Raw genomic sequence first — 14765 nt, forward strand, 5'->3', positions numbered from 1 at the left:
TCACGCACCGACAACGGCGGTTATTGCTGCATCTCTCTGATGAACTGATCTGATGCCTTAATGGAGCGTTGCATCTCGGCCAGCAAGCGGTCGATATCCCGTTTAATGCCACCAAACTCCCCTTTCAGCGAGCCAATCGCCCGGGCATTGAGGTTATGCTTGAGGAACAGGGTGTTGTCTTTCAGGGCGGCCAATACCGGCTGCATTTTGGCTTCCGCACGTTTAAGACTTGTATGCAATGCGTGATAACGGGATTTGGTCTCTTTCAGGGTCTGGGCACTCTGATTACGCAGTTTGGTATTGGTGTACTGATCCAGCTCCCCCTGCCACTCATCAAACAGCGCTTCGGCAACATCCTCTACCTGACGGATATTATCACTGACCGACTCCGCCGCCGCTTCACTATCATCATAGGCAGACTGCATATCGTTATACACCGACTCCAGTTCGCCCCCTTCAAAGTTCACCACAGTACGGAACTGCTCCAGTGCAGAGACAAACTCCGCCTGAGCATCATCCTGAGCCGCCCGGGTATCTTCAACCCGGTCCACCAGAATATCCCGTTTATGAATCCCCACTTTCTCCATCGCCGAATAATAGGCGCTCTGGCAGCCACTCAGTACGAGCGGTGGCAGAAGCAACACACAGGCCAGCACAATACGTTTCATCTGATTCCCTTAACACTGTTTTACAACGGTTTGTTGATGCGGATATTACCGATTTTATGGTTCTGATTCAGCTCCAGACAGACATCGGCCCGGCCCGGCATCTCTTCCAGCATATTGCGGGTGAGTCGTTCATAGTGCTGAATAAAGCGCCGGATCTCCCGCTCGTTCATAATCCGCAGGTGTTGTGTAGGTTGCTGAGTATCGTAAAAATAGCGCACTCTTTCCGCCAGTTTTTTCTCCTGCTGCGAGCGCCACTCAAACACCGACTCCATGCTCGGCACTTTCAGCATAATCAGCACATCGATCATATCGAACAGCTCTTTGTAGCTGCTCTCCAGCTGCTGATTAACATAGCCCCGCCAGAACCCCAGGGGATCTTCACTACGCTCCAGATCGTTAACCGACTCGGCTAACTGGCTCTGCGACTGGGCGGAGGCACCCACACACCAGCCCTCCAGCACGATAACATCCGCTTCCCCCTGCCACTCCTGCCATAATGCAGTTGGGCAGCGGTCATCTATCGATTTATCGAAGACCGGAATTTTGACGTTGCGGCCGTCATCGCCAAACTCTCCTTTCAACCCGCGAATCAGTTCGATACCCAGCTCAACATCGTGGGTGCCGGGCACGCCGCGGGTTTTAAGTAATGGATGTACCGCATGGGCGAGTGCTTCGCGGTCCTCCCGGGTCTTATAGAGATCATCGATCGACAGACCCACCACTTTCAGATCGAAGCCCTCTTCGAGAATCACCTCGAGCAGATTGAACAGGGTGGATTTACCGGCCCCCTGGGCGCCATTGATACCCACCACCAGCGGTCCCTGCTGCTGATTTTTGCGCGCTACCAGCCAGGCGCCCAGCGGCACATAGATCGACTCCAGAAGTTCAACCAGCCCAATATCGACCTTAAGTGATTCCAGCGTCAGGGCGAACGCTTTTTCAACCCGACGCACGGCTTGCTCCCGGGCCTCCGCTGTCAGGCACAGCTGGTCCGATGGCCAGCTACAAAGTGAACTCATTATGTTGCTCCCTGATGTTTAATCCGGTTGTCTCGTAACCACTGCTGTATCGCGTTTATCTGTTCACTTTCCATCAGTGATGGCGCATGGGTCATCCCCTTAATCCGGTACAGATGGAGATCAGGACGCAGCTGCTGCATCCGTGTCACAGTGTCGGGGGTCAACACATCCGACTGATCGCCCCAGATCAGCATCTGAGGACAGTTTACCTGCCGCCAGATGGGTTCCAGATCGATATCCTGGTCCTCTATCTCGCGGCTCTGCTCTGCAATCCTGGGATCGTAGTGCAGCCCGTACTGATTTTCTGCCAGCGTCCGGTGACCATAGCGGACCAGATGTTGCCACTGCCGGTCACTCAGTCCCTGGTAAGCGGTATAGGTGGTGCGCATATACTGTTCCAGCTCTGCCAGCGAGCTGAAACGATGATCACCCAGATACTGTGAAATCCGTTGTAGTGCGGCTTTGCCAATAAAACATCCCACATCATTCAACACCAGCGAACGAATCGGCGAATCAGGCAGTGCCGCCAGGCAGGTACCGATTATGCCCCCCATCGAGGTGCCAATCCAGTCAACCTGGTCGACATCCAGCCGGGCCAGCAGGGTCGTTATATCGCTCATGTAACGGGGGATATCATAATTGATTCCCGGTGCCAGCCAGTCGCTTTCCCCCCGCCCGGGCATATCCGGGCACACCACCCGATAGTCCCGTGCTAACGCCCGGGCCAGCTCATCGAAATCACGGCTGTTACGCGCCAGTCCATGGACACACACCAGCACCCGGTCATTATCAGCACTGCCCCATTCGTGATACACCACCCGGTGAAACCCCTGAGGGTTGAGCGCCATTACTGATCGGGTTCGCATAACTCTCTCCTGTCATCTGAAACGCAGCCAATAACGTAAAGCTAACATCTGGTAAAGAATTGTAAAGAGCCACACAAACCTGCTTACTGACCAGAACAGATGTATTATGATTTGCTAATCTAATAACTACGGCTTACAGATGGACGGGTAATGGCTGAACAGCAGACACAATCGTTTTACCAAAAACACAAGCACTGGCTACTGTCTGTGCTGATTCTGCTGGGTGCTGTGGCGATATTTCTGACGCTGATACTCACCCGGCCAACCGCCCCCTCCCGCCCGGCCAAAGAGAAGGTCTGGACGGTCAGGGTTATCGAGGCGCAACCCGCACACTACTCGCCTCAGCTGTCACTGTATGGCCGGATAGAATCGCCCTCCAGCAGCACCCTTTCCTCATCGATCAACGCCTATGTGGAACAACGCCTCACCGCCGAAGGGGACTCTGTCGATGCGGGGCAGCTACTGATTCAGCTTGATAACCGCGATGCGTCATTACTGCTGTCGCAGAAACAGGCCGAGGTTGACCGGATTGAAGCGCTGATTGACGCAGAAAAGGTGCGTTACCAGGCCAACCTGAAAGCACTGAAAATAGAGCAGGAACTGGTCTCACTTACTCAGCGCACCCTGGAACGCTATCAGGACCTTAGCAGCCGCAGCCTGGCCAGCCAGAACCAGCTGGATGATGCCCGCAGAACCAAGCAGCAGCAGGCGCTGTCCCTTAACAGCCGTCAACAGTCGATCGATGACTACCCTAACCAGCTGGCCCAGCTGGAGGCCCAGCTGAAGCAGGCAACCGCACAGCGAGACAGTGCCGCCCTCGACCTGGAACGCAGCCAGATAACCGCCCCCTTCAGTGGCCGCGTCGCTGAGGTTAACATCGCCGCCGGTGAGCGGGTTCGCAGCGGAGACCCGCTGCTGACACTGTATGCAACCGACACCCTTGAAGTGCGTTCGCAGGTTCCCAGTCGCTACCTGCCGCAGTTACACCAACAGCTGAAACATGGCAAACAGATTATCGCCACAGCCACCCTCGATGGTCAGCCCCTTAAACTGACACTGGCGCGTTTTGCCGCCGCAGTCGAGAGCGGCAGTGCCGGGGTAGACGCACTGTTCCGCATCGATTCCGGGGATTATCGTGGCGAGCCGGGGCGTTCTCTGTCGCTGAGACTGACCATGCCGGAGCAGGATAACCTGCTGGCACTGCCGCCGCAGGCGATTTTTGGCACCGACCGGATCTACACCGTAAAAGACAATCGTCTGCAGGGCGTCACCATTGAGCGGGTAGGCGACCTTCGCGACAGTCAGGGCGAGTCGAAAGTGCTGGTTCGCAGCGCGACGATCCAGCCCGGCGAACCCATACTGGCCACGCAGCTCCCCAATGCGATGACCGGACTGCTGGTTGAGGTTGCAGGCAGTCAGGCTGCGGCTGAGCCAACGCCTGATACCAAACCCGCATCAGCCGCCGGGACGGAGTAAGTTATGCCGACCAGCCAGGGGCCACTGAAAAGCCTGATCACTCTGTTTACCGAACACCGGGTGGCCGCCAACCTGTTGATGATGCTGATGATCCTGGCGGGCGTCTGGGGATTAAAAAAGCTTAACACCCAGTTTTTTCCCACTTTCGAGCTGGATATTATCACCATCGCCGTGCCCTGGAGTGGTGCGGCCGCAGAAGATGTGGAAAGCTCGATCATCCTTCCCATAGAGCGGGAGCTGAAATCGGTTAACGGTATCGATGCAATCTACTCGACCGCCACCCAGGGTTCCGCCTCCATCCGCCTGGAGCTGGAGGAAAACAGTGATGTTGCTTATATTCTTGATGAGGTAAAACAGAAGGTCGATGGCATCACCAACCTGCCGTCGGATGCGGAAAAGCCGATCGTACAGCGGGTGATCCGCTATGATGATATCGCCCGGATCCTGATTACCAGCGACAAAGCGTCCGCACAGGAACTACGGATTCTGGCGCGTCAGTATGAACGGGAACTGCTGCAGCGGGGTATCCGCAAAATCGATTTTGTTGGTTTACCAGAAGAGGAGATCGCCATTCAGATCCCCTCCAGCCGCCTGCATGAACTGGGGCTGAGTCTCAGCGATGTCGCCCAGATTATCAATCAGCGCAGCGTCGATCTGCCGGCGGGTACCGCTGCACAGGGGGATGGTTCCCGTCAGATCCGCAGTCTCAGTCAGCAGCGCGATGTTGAGGGCTTTAGTCAGCTACCCCTGATTACCGCCAAAGATGGCCGGTTGCTGCGTTTGGGAGATATCGCCACCCTTGACTGGCGCAACCGGGACAACCAGACCTATCTCACCTATCGCGGCCAACCGGCAATCCAGTTACTGCTGCGCCGCACAGAGCATGAAGATACCCTGAAAGCCGCTAAAATAATGCGCGACTGGCTCAGTGAAAGGCAACCCACACTGCCACCGGATATCCAGCTCATCGCCTTTGATGAAGGCTATGAAGCGATCCAGGACCGCATTAACCTGCTGATCAAAAACGGCGTCGGCGGACTGATTCTGGTGATCGCCACCCTGTTTCTGTTTCTCAATGCCCGGGTGGCCTTCTGGGTAACGGTAGGGATTCCCGTCTCCTTTATGGCGACGCTGGCGGTTCTCTACGGTATTGGGGGCAGCATCAATATGATCAGCCTGTTCGGTATGATCATGGCACTGGGTATTATTGTTGATGATGCCATTGTGGTCGGTGAAGACACCCTGACCCATCTGCAGATGGGGGAACCGGGGCTCAAGGCAGCCATCGGCGGAGCCCACCGGATGCTGGCACCGGTCATGGCCTCGTCTCTCACCACCATCGCCGCGTTTCTGCCGCTGCTGTTAATTGGCGGCATTATCGGCAATATCCTTATCGATATTCCCACCGTGGTTATCTGTGTCATCATGGCATCGGTGGTGGAGTGCTTCCTGATTCTGCCCGGCCACCTGCACCACAGTCTGCATAAAGCGGCCGATCTGCACCCCTCAAAAACCCGTATCAGACTCGATGCCGCGTTCAATAATTTTAAGAACGGCCGGTTTCGCAGCTGGGTTGAAAGCGCCATCCGGTTTCGCTGGGTGACAGTCACAATCGCCCTGGCAGCGTTTATTATTGCCATCGGGCTGGTGGGCAGTGGACGGATAAAGTTCACCTTCTTCCCGGCGGTTGAGATGGAAACCCTGAACGCCAACATTCAGTTCACGTCGGGCAGTAGTCCCGATCAGGTGGATAAATTCCTGCAACATCTGGATCAGACGCTGCACCAGACCGAGGAGGAGCTGGGCGGCAATCTGATTAAGATGGCACTGCAGATCCACCGCAAAACCAATAGCAGCCGCACCAGTCAGGGGTCCAGTCAGGGCGATGAATTTGGTGCGCTCTATGTGCAATTGACCTCAATCGACAGCCGGGAGATCACCAACGGGGAGATCATTAAAAAGTGGCGCAGTAAGATCACACTGCCCGCCGGTATTGAAAAATTCACCATCGACCTGAATCGTTCCGGCCCACCCGGCAAGTCGCTTGAAGTTAAACTGGTCGGTTCCGATGTTGAACAGCTGAAGCAAGCCTCGCTCGCGGTTCAGGACGCACTGAGTCAGTACAACGGCGTCAGCAACGTCGATGATGATCTGCCCTTTGGTAAGTCTCAGCTGATCTACCAACTGACACCGGCAGGCAAGACCGCCGGACTGACTCTCAACTCGGTTGGCCGCCAGCTACGCTCCTCTTTTGATGGCCAGTTGGTACAGATATTCAACCGGGGAGAGGATGAGGTCGAGGTCAGAGTGGTACTGCCAGACAGCGAACGGGATCGTTTCAGCGCCCTGGAAAACCTGCCGATTCTGCTCCCCAATGGCGAGACTGCGCCGCTGGCCAATGTGGTGCAGTTCACCGATAAGCAGGGGCTTGACCGGCTACAGCGGGTCGACGGTCAGCTGGCGATTAAGGTGACCACCGATCTTGATGAAGCAGTCGCCAATGCCAATGAAATTATCGCTGACCTGAACGCCGGCAAACTACAGCAGATCACCTCAGAATATGGCGTTCAGGCCAGTTTTGAAGGGCGTAATAAAAACCAGCGGGAAACCCTGGCGGATATGAAGATGGGTCTGTTAATAGCGCTGTTGCTGATCTTTATCATTCTCAGTTGGGTGTTCTCATCCTACAGCTGGCCTCTGGCAGTGATGCTGGCGATCCCCCTGGGACTGACCGGAGCCATCGCCGGACACCTGCTAACGGGGCAGAACCTGACCATACTGTCACTGTTTGGCTGCTTTGGCCTTTCTGGCATCGTCATTAATGATTCCATCGTATTGATCACCTTTTTCCAGAAGTTGCGCAAAGAGGGGATGAGTGTTCACAACGCGATAGTGGAAGCGGCCTGTCAGCGTCTGCGGGCGGTGCTGCTGACCTCTCTCACCACCATTGCAGGCCTGACACCCATACTGTTTGAAACCTCGCTGCAGGCGCAGTTCCTGATTCCCATGGCCACCTCACTGGTATTCGGGCTGGCGTTTGGCACCATGCTGATTCTGCTGGTTGTACCAGCCCTGCTGGTGATGCTGGAGAATGGCAAAGAGTTGTTCAGATCAGCTATCCGCCGTGAAAAGGCGCCCCTGCAGTCCTGATAGCGATGCAAGGCAGAGAGCCCGGCGGTCTCACCGGGCAGTGATTGCGCTACTGTTCTGGCAGATCAGACCACATGGCGGTCAACATAGCTGGCGATGATCTGCTCATCCTGCGGGTTCAGATCGACAAACTTCATACCAAATTCAAACCGGCTCTGAGACAATCGCCGGATATGGATTAACCGGCAAACTTCACTCAGTTCACCGTCAGGCATGCTAAAACTGACCACATGCTCACTCACCCCTTTGGGATTAGCATTGTCGTTTTTTAACACCTGCACCAGCGCCTGGCTACCCTGAATGGCAACACCACCCAGACTAATATTGATAATCCGGGCACCGGTATTATCGCCAGGGATGCCCACCCGGACCTCAAAATCAGCGTCAACCCTAGGGTGTAATCGACTATCTGTAAGCACGCTTACCAACTCCCCCGTTTGTTCCTGTTTCTTAAGGTTATGTCGTAGACGGCAGAATGTCACTTATCTCATCCGCCATTGCATATAAACGTCAATAGATGGTGGCTTTCATTGGCCTGCTGGCTTCCATCCGGTATAATTTCCGCTCTTTTGTCAGCGGCAATTACAAGGCATTTCAATGAATTCAGATCTGCAGAAGCTTCAGCCATATCCATTTGAAAAACTGGCTAAGCTGAAAGCCGGGGTAACCCCTCCCACCGAGCTTGAACATATCGCGCTCTCCATCGGCGAACCGAAGCACCCGTCACCCGCTTTTGTGATCGATGAACTGAGCCAGAATCTGGACAAACTGGCCAACTATCCAACCACCGCCGGCACAATTGAACTGCGTCAGACCATTGCGGACTGGGCCATCCGGCGTTTTAAGTTGCAGCCTGGCAGCCTGACCGGTGCCGATAATGTACTACCGGTGCTCGGCACCCGGGAAGCGATCTTCGCCTTCACCCAGTGTGCCATCAACCGGGTGCCTGCCACCGAGGCAACACCGCTGCTGTTATCACCGAACCCGTTTTATCAGATCTACGAAGGCGCGGCCTATCTGTCCGGTGCCGAACCCTATTATCTGAGCTGCACCGCTGAAAACCATTTTGTGCCCGATTTTGATGCGGTGCCCGAAGCGGTCTGGCAACGCTGCCAGTTGCTGTTTCTCTGCTCACCAAGTAACCCCACCGGGGCAGTTACAGACGCCGCAACGCTGGCTAAACTGATTGCTCTGTCTGACCAGTATGATTTTATTGTCGCCTCCGATGAGTGCTATTCAGAGATCTATTTCGATGAAGCCAATCCGCCGGTAGGCCTGCTGGAAGTCTGTGCCCAGTTGGGCCGTCACGACTATAAAAACTGTGTCGTGTTCCACAGCCTGTCGAAACGCTCTAACCTGCCGGGCCTGAGATCAGGATTTGTGGCTGGCGATGCCCGTCTGATTGCACCGTTCACCAGCTACCGCACCTATCACGGCAGCGCCATGTCAATTCCGGTACAGCTGGCCAGTATTGCGGCCTGGAACGATGAGACCCATGTGCTGGAGAACCGCGATAAGTATCGGGAGAAGTTTGCCGCAGTGCTGGAAATTCTTGAGCCTGTTATGGATGTCAGAATGCCCGATGCCGGTTTCTATCTCTGGGCCGCTACACCGATTCCTGACGACCAGTTTGCTCAGGGACTGTTTGCCCAGCAAAACCTTACGGTATTGCCAGGTAGCTACGTCTCCAGGGAGGACCAGACAGGCGAACTGCCGGGCGCGGGCTTTGTGCGGATGGCACTGGTGGCAACCCTGGAAGAGTGTGTTGAAGGTGCGCAGCGGATTCGCCGCTACGTTGAATCACTCACCGCCTGAGGAGCAGAACATGACGACACTATATGGTATTTCAAACTGCGATACAGTGAAGAAAGCGCAGCGCTGGCTGACAAGCAACGGGGTGGATTTCAGTTTCCATGATTTCCGCAAAGACGGGCTGACAGAAGCCCAGTTACAGGAATGGGTTGCCAGCCTCGGCTGGGAGGCGCTGTTAAATAAGCGCAGCACCAGTTGGCGTGCTCTGGATGACAGTATAAAAAACAGTATTGATGAAACCACCGCCATTCGCGAGATGCTGGCCACTCCGACGCTGATCAAGCGTCCGGTGCTGAACCTCGGCGACCGCATTCAGGTGGGTTTCAAAGAGAGTGACTACAGCGCTCTGTTCAAATAAATTCTTAAAAGTTCTATGGAGTTACAAACAATGAGTACATTTGCATTCGGCCTGGGTATCGGCACAAAATCATCAGAGGGAGAGTTGCTGGAAGTTTATTTTAACAGCCCGCTGCTGAATCCATCCGCACAACTGATCACCGCGGTTAAGGATATCGCCGGCTATAACGGTGGCAATCAGGCGATCGAACTGACAACTTCTCAGCTGAGCGAACTGGAAGCGGCTTTTCTGGCGATCGATGCAGAGGATCAGGCCGAGATCGTTGAGATCTGTAAAGGTACTCAGCAACCGATGATTCTGACCATTCTGGAAACCGATGCTGACCCTGAGTCCACCGCGGAGGTCTACCTGAAACTGACCCTGCTGTCTCACCGTCTGGTGAAGCCTCACGGTCTGAACCTGAACGGCATGTTTGGTAAGCTGCCTAACGTTGCCTGGACCAGTGAGGGAGCCATCTCCCTGGCGGACCTGCCTAAACGCCAACTGGCAGCCCGCGCTCAGGGACGGATTATCGATGTCCATTCAGTTGATAAGTTCCCGAAAATGGCGAACTACGTTATCCCTGCCGGCACCCGGATCGCAGCGACCTCCCGCGTCCGTCTCGGCGCCCACGTCGGCGAAGGCACCACGGTGATGCATGAAGGCTTTATTAACTTTAACGCCGGTACGCTGGGCGTAAGCATGGTCGAGGGCCGTATCTCAGCCGGGGTTGTGGTCGGTAACGGATCTGATCTCGGCGGCGGTTGCTCCACTATGGGAACCCTGTCCGGTGGCAACAATGTCGTGATCTCCGTCGGTGAAAACTGTCTGCTGGGTGCCAATGCGGGCCTGGGTCTGCCGCTGGGTGATCGCTGTACTATTGAAGCGGGTCTGTATATCACTGCCAGCTCCAAAGTGACACTGCTGGATGACCAGAACAACGAGGTCAGCACTGTGAAAGCCGCCGAACTGGCCGGTAAGCCGGATCTGCTGTTCCGCCGCAACTCTCAGACCGGTCGCGTCGAAGTGAAGACCAACAAGTCTGCAATCGAGCTGAACGAAGAGCTGCACGCGCACAACTAAGCCTGGCGTTCTCCGTCCAGTGTCAGGGTGCTGCTCACCGCAGCACCCCATTATCCACCCCTGCAACGGCCATCCGGCGTTAAGGTAACCTCCATGTCTCAACTCAGTGCCACCCTCGAACTTGCCAAACAACTGATCTCCCGTCGCTCCGTCACCCCCGAAGACGATGGTTGTCAGGAGCTGATGATCGAACGGCTGGAAGCGCTGGGCTTTCATATCGAACGCCTGCAGTTTGAAGAGGTGACAAACTTCTGGGCACGCCGGGGCAGCAAAGGACCGCTGTTCTGTTTTGCCGGACACACCGATGTGGTGCCCACCGGCCCGGAAGCCAACTGGGACCATCCACCGTTTGATCCGGTAATAGAGGACGGTTTTCTGTGTGGTCGTGGTGCCGCCGATATGAAGGGCAGCCTGGCGGCGTTTATTACCGCGCTGGAACGCTTCTTAGAGCATCACCCCGACCATGATGGCTCGATCGCCCTGCTGATCACCAGCGATGAGGAGGGGCCGTTTGTGAATGGCACCACCCGGGTAATCGATCATCTGGAAGCACGCAATGAAAAGATCACCTGGTGTATTGTTGGCGAACCCTCCAGCACCGTGAAGGTCGGCGATGTGATCAAAAATGGGCGCCGCGGCTCAATCAGCGGTGACCTGACCATACGCGGCGTGCAGGGCCACGTTGCCTACCCTCATCTGGTGGAAAATCCGATCCACCTGGCCGCTCCGGCACTGAACGACCTGGCGTCTGAAGTCTGGGATGAGGGGAATGAGTTTTTTCCGCCAACCAGCCTGCAGATCTCCAATATCCATGCCGGTACCGGTGCAACCAACGTGGTCCCGGGCCATATCGATGTGCAGTTTAACCTGCGTTTCTCCACCGAAGTCACCGCAGAGCAGATCAAGGAGCGGACCTATGCGATTCTCAACCGCTACGGCCTGAATTTTGATATCAACTGGACCCTCAGCGGTAACCCCTTTATTACCGACCGCGGTGATCTGGTAGACGCCTGTATCGATTCAATCAAAGCGGTTACCGGCCTGGAGACAGAGCTTTCCACTTCCGGCGGCACCTCTGATGGCCGTTTTATCGCACCCACCGGCGCCCAGGTTGTCGAGCTGGGACCGATCAATGCGACTATCCATAAGGTCAACGAGCGGGTTAAGGCGGATGATCTGGACACCCTGTCATCACTGTATGAAAACATTATGGCAAAACTGCTGACCCGGTAAGCGGAATGAACTTTGACCTGAACTGCCCCGTCTGTCTGCAATCCTTATCAGGCGATAGCAAGCACCTTGAATGCCCGGATCGCCACAGCTTTGATGCGGCCCGACAGGGCTACTGGAATCTGTTGTTAGCCAATCAGAAACGCTCTAAGGATCCCGGCGACAATGCCGAAATGGTGCAGGCACGGCGCAACTTTCTTGCCCTGGGGCATTACCAGCAACTGGCTGACACTATCGCTACCCGGTTGGCTGAGCGTGCGGCAGAGCATCAATCACCCCGCATTCTCGATATGGGCTGTGGTGAGGGTTATTACACCTGCCGGATGGAGCAGCAGCTGCAACAAAGCGGCGTCGATTATCAACTGGCCGGACTCGACATTTCAAAACACGCCGTCAAAGCAGCCTGCAGCCAGAGTAAAGGCATTACCTGGATGGTCGCCTCCGGTGCCCGGATGCCGGTAGCGGACTACTCTCTGGAGCTGATATCAGTGTTGTTCAGCCGACTGATGCCGGATGAGTTTAGTCGCACGCTGAAGCCAGGCGCGGAGCTGCTGATCGCCTACCCTGGCGAAGACCACCTGATCGAGCTGCGCGAACTGATCTACGACGAGGTGCGTCACTCAGGCTTTGATCCGGCAACCGTGCTCGGCGAAGCGTTTGAGCATATTTCCACTGAAGCGATCAGATATCGTTTCTCCCTGCCTGACCAGACCCAGATCAGCCAGCTACTGGCGATGACGCCCCATGGCTGGCGGATCAATCAGAGTGCCCGTGAACGACTGGCTGCGCTGAGCCAGTTAGAACTGACTCTGGATGTCTGCCTGGCGCGTTTCCGGCGGATTTAAGCGATGCGCCGGGGCAACTTAAAACAACGCCTGCGCTTACGTCTTATCCGCCGTGCCGACAACGTCAAGCAGAACCTGACCATTCTGCTGCTCGGCATCGGTCTCTTTATGATCGGCTTTATCGCCCTGGCGATTGCCCAGTTTCTGCTGATGCAAAGCCTGCCGCGGGAGATTCTCGCACTGGTCGGACTTATTGTCGCAATTTGCGGAGCAATAACCGCCGCCTTCGGCTATATTAGCCTGAGCGTTCTGCGGATTTTCCGCTTTCTGCTAACCGACAGCCAACCCGACCTGAAATCTGACCAAAACCATGACTGAAGACCAACGCCACCCCGATATTGAGATCTACATTAAAGACCGCTCTCTCGAACGGATAACCCAGTGGCTGGAGAGCCTCTGCGAATCGCTGCAGCGAGATTTCGAGCAGGGCCAGGTGCACCACTTCAACGCCAGAATCAGTGGTTGCGAGATCCCAGTGATGATCCATGAAAAGGTCTCAGGCAAAGCCTGGAGCAGTATCTGGTTTAACTCCGACCAGACTCCCTGGATCAAAGATCTGGACTGTGCGCAACAGGCTGCCCGTGAACTGGAGACCGAAATACGCTGTATCGCCAGCGGCTGGACCTCAGGGGATGATCCGGATGAGTGGTGGCGGATCGAGGGGGATACGGTTGAAAAGATTCACTGGCGTACGTAATACTGCCAACGCTCAGTAAACGCGGTTGCAGATCCAGCCAGCGACACGCGCCCTCAGGCCCGGGCACTGAACTGCTGACCGGAACGGTCGATCTCATCCAGCATCAGACGACCCGCAGAAGCCAGCCCGATCCGGGCAAAATCATCCGCCGCAGACACACTTCTGACCGGTGTATTCTCCTGCACCGAAAGGTGACTGAGCAGGTAGGCGAAATCCCCCGCATGATGTTCATTGACCGCACTGTTAAGACGGCTTACCACCTCGGCGGTATGCAACGAGTCAGTATCAGGGTATTCCAGCGTCTCGGGTTCCGGCAGGCGAAACCCTTCGGATGTGGTCCGGCCCTTCTGCGTCTGATATTCGGTAGCAGTGATCAGACTTAACAGCATAGAGAACTGTGCACCACGCCCCTCATTAACCGCATGGGTTAACGAAGAGGTGTAGCCCTCAATTCGCTGCTCTAACTGTTCAAGCCGTTCTATCTGCATCTGAAAACCACAATACCCGGGTTACTATCGCGTCAGTTATAGTTCGGCCTGAAGCGGTATTTCTTGAGTATTTTCTGACACTTATTATCGGCTTATCGGAGCAGACGATGCCACCGGATGAGTCTGAAGCGGCGCAGCCTCTGGTAGCTGCAGAAAGTGAAGGAATGCCTGAACCAACGGGTTGCTACAGGTGTCGCTGGGCACTACCACTGATAACTGCCGGGACAGCTGCAACGGCGTCTGTAACACCACCAGCTCGCCCCTGCGAAGCTCCTCAGCAACCGCCAGCCGTGACAGACAACCTATCCCCAGACCCGCCTTAACCGATTGCTTAATCGCCTCCTGGCGGTTGAGCGCCATCACCATAGCGACATTCCCGTTCACCTGCTGCAGTGCCCGGTCAAACACTTCGCGGGTACCTGATCCCTGCTCCCGCAGAATCCAGCGTTGTTGCGACATCTGCTCAACACTCAGGTGACCTGCCTGCGCCAACGGATGGGTTTGACTGCAGAACACCAGCAACTCATCGCTGCGCCAGGGGATAATCTGCAACTGAGAGTGGGAAGCCGGGCCTTCGATCAGACCGATATGTGCCTGCCCCTTCTCCAGCCCTGCGATCACCTGCCGGGTATTAGCGATCTGCAGATCGGGTTCAACCTGTGGATACTGCCTGATAAAGTCAGCCATCAGTGGTGCAAACAGATAACTGGCGATGGTGACACTGGCCGCTACCCGGAATGAGCCACTGATCCCCCCGCCCCGAGGAGTATTAAGGCGTTCAACATTGATCAGTATATCCCGTACCCGGGGCAGAATATCCCGCCCCATCTCAGTTATCACCAGCTCACGACTGTTACGACTAAACAGGCGGTATCCCAGCGACACCTCAAGCTCCTTGAGCGCCTGACTGGCCGCGGACTGGCTCAGCGCCTGCTCATCAGCCGCCGCCGTCAACCGCCCCAGACGTGCAGTTGCCTCGAATATTCTCAGTTGTCTCAGGGACAGACTCATTGTTCGGTTTTTCTTATATCTAATGTTAGAAACATCCATTTTACTTAATATCATTAAAATTGGAAGATAGCGCCTGTCACAAC

The 14765-nt window shown here is 55.5% G+C and carries 15 protein-coding genes; 9 read left to right on the plus strand and 6 right to left on the minus strand.

Features of this window, described 5'->3' with window-relative positions:
- Positions 1-20: 20 nt before the first annotated feature.
- The 3 genes from OCU43_RS19155 to OCU43_RS19165 are packed head-to-tail and all read right to left on the minus strand — an operon-like array spanning position 21 to position 2553.
- Entirely contained in the window at positions 21-668 is a 648-nt protein-coding gene (locus OCU43_RS19155; RefSeq protein ID WP_091361115.1) for a DUF2959 domain-containing protein, read from the minus strand.
- Positions 669-688: 20 nt separating this feature from the next.
- Positions 689-1687: a hypothetical protein gene (locus OCU43_RS19160; protein ID WP_091361113.1), complete on the minus strand. Its 999-nt coding sequence runs from the start codon at positions 1685-1687 to the stop codon at positions 689-691.
- Positions 1687-2553, minus strand: coding sequence for an alpha/beta fold hydrolase (locus OCU43_RS19165; protein ID WP_091361112.1), 867 nt, complete (start codon positions 2551-2553; stop codon positions 1687-1689). Before OCU43_RS19165 ends, OCU43_RS19160 begins: the two co-directional genes overlap by 1 nt.
- A 150-nt stretch (positions 2554-2703) precedes the next feature.
- Between OCU43_RS19165 and OCU43_RS19170 the strand changes: the two genes are divergently transcribed.
- Positions 2704-4029: an efflux RND transporter periplasmic adaptor subunit gene (locus OCU43_RS19170; protein WP_091361110.1), complete on the plus strand. Its 1326-nt coding sequence runs from the start codon at positions 2704-2706 to the stop codon at positions 4027-4029.
- Between the two features lie 3 nt (positions 4030-4032).
- Positions 4033-7179, plus strand: a complete 3147-nt coding sequence (locus tag OCU43_RS19175) for an efflux RND transporter permease subunit (protein WP_091361107.1) — start codon at positions 4033-4035, stop codon at positions 7177-7179.
- A gap of 65 nt (positions 7180-7244) precedes the next feature.
- On the opposite strand, the gene OCU43_RS19180 is transcribed toward OCU43_RS19175, so the two are convergent.
- Positions 7245-7598, minus strand: coding sequence for a PilZ domain-containing protein (locus OCU43_RS19180; RefSeq protein ID WP_175483592.1), 354 nt, complete (start codon positions 7596-7598; stop codon positions 7245-7247).
- 178 nt (positions 7599-7776) lie between these two features.
- Here OCU43_RS19180 and dapC point away from each other — a divergent pair, with 178 nt between their 5' ends.
- The 7 genes from dapC (at position 7777) to OCU43_RS19215 (ending at position 13183) form a co-directional block, all read left to right on the plus strand.
- Positions 7777-8994: a succinyldiaminopimelate transaminase gene (gene dapC, locus OCU43_RS19185; RefSeq protein ID WP_091361102.1), complete on the plus strand. Its 1218-nt coding sequence runs from the start codon at positions 7777-7779 to the stop codon at positions 8992-8994.
- A 10-nt stretch (positions 8995-9004) separates the two neighbouring features.
- Positions 9005-9349, plus strand: a complete 345-nt coding sequence (locus tag OCU43_RS19190) for an ArsC family reductase (RefSeq protein WP_091361099.1) — start codon at positions 9005-9007, stop codon at positions 9347-9349.
- Between the two features lie 30 nt (positions 9350-9379).
- Entirely contained in the window at positions 9380-10411 is a 1032-nt protein-coding gene (gene dapD, locus OCU43_RS19195) for a 2,3,4,5-tetrahydropyridine-2,6-dicarboxylate N-succinyltransferase (RefSeq protein WP_091361097.1), read from the plus strand.
- 93 nt (positions 10412-10504) lie between these two features.
- Positions 10505-11644 carry a succinyl-diaminopimelate desuccinylase gene (dapE, locus tag OCU43_RS19200; protein WP_091361095.1) on the plus strand — a complete coding sequence of 380 codons (1140 nt, stop codon included), beginning with the start codon at positions 10505-10507 and terminating at the stop codon, positions 11642-11644.
- 5 nt (positions 11645-11649) lie between these two features.
- Positions 11650-12486 (plus strand): putative RNA methyltransferase, encoded by an 837-nt coding sequence (locus tag OCU43_RS19205; RefSeq protein WP_091361094.1) that lies wholly within the window; start codon positions 11650-11652, stop codon positions 12484-12486.
- Positions 12487-12489: 3 nt separating this feature from the next.
- On the plus strand, positions 12490-12804 hold the full coding sequence (locus OCU43_RS19210; protein ID WP_091361092.1) for a hypothetical protein: 315 nt from the start codon (positions 12490-12492) through the stop codon (positions 12802-12804).
- Positions 12797-13183 carry a hypothetical protein gene (locus OCU43_RS19215; RefSeq protein ID WP_091361090.1) on the plus strand — a complete coding sequence of 129 codons (387 nt, stop codon included), beginning with the start codon at positions 12797-12799 and terminating at the stop codon, positions 13181-13183. The genes OCU43_RS19210 and OCU43_RS19215 overlap by 8 nt, the downstream gene beginning before the upstream one ends.
- 53 nt (positions 13184-13236) lie before the next feature.
- Here OCU43_RS19215 and OCU43_RS19220 read toward each other — a convergent pair whose 3' ends face one another.
- Positions 13237-13671, minus strand: a complete 435-nt coding sequence (locus OCU43_RS19220) for a hypothetical protein (protein WP_091361088.1) — start codon at positions 13669-13671, stop codon at positions 13237-13239.
- A gap of 84 nt (positions 13672-13755) precedes the next feature.
- Positions 13756-14682 carry a LysR family transcriptional regulator gene (locus OCU43_RS19225; RefSeq protein WP_091361087.1) on the minus strand — a complete coding sequence of 309 codons (927 nt, stop codon included), beginning with the start codon at positions 14680-14682 and terminating at the stop codon, positions 13756-13758.
- Between the last annotated feature and the right edge of the window lie 83 nt (positions 14683-14765).

Source organism: Amphritea atlantica, assembly GCF_024347255.1.
Taxonomy (GTDB): Bacteria; Pseudomonadota; Gammaproteobacteria; order Pseudomonadales; family Balneatricaceae; genus Amphritea; species Amphritea atlantica.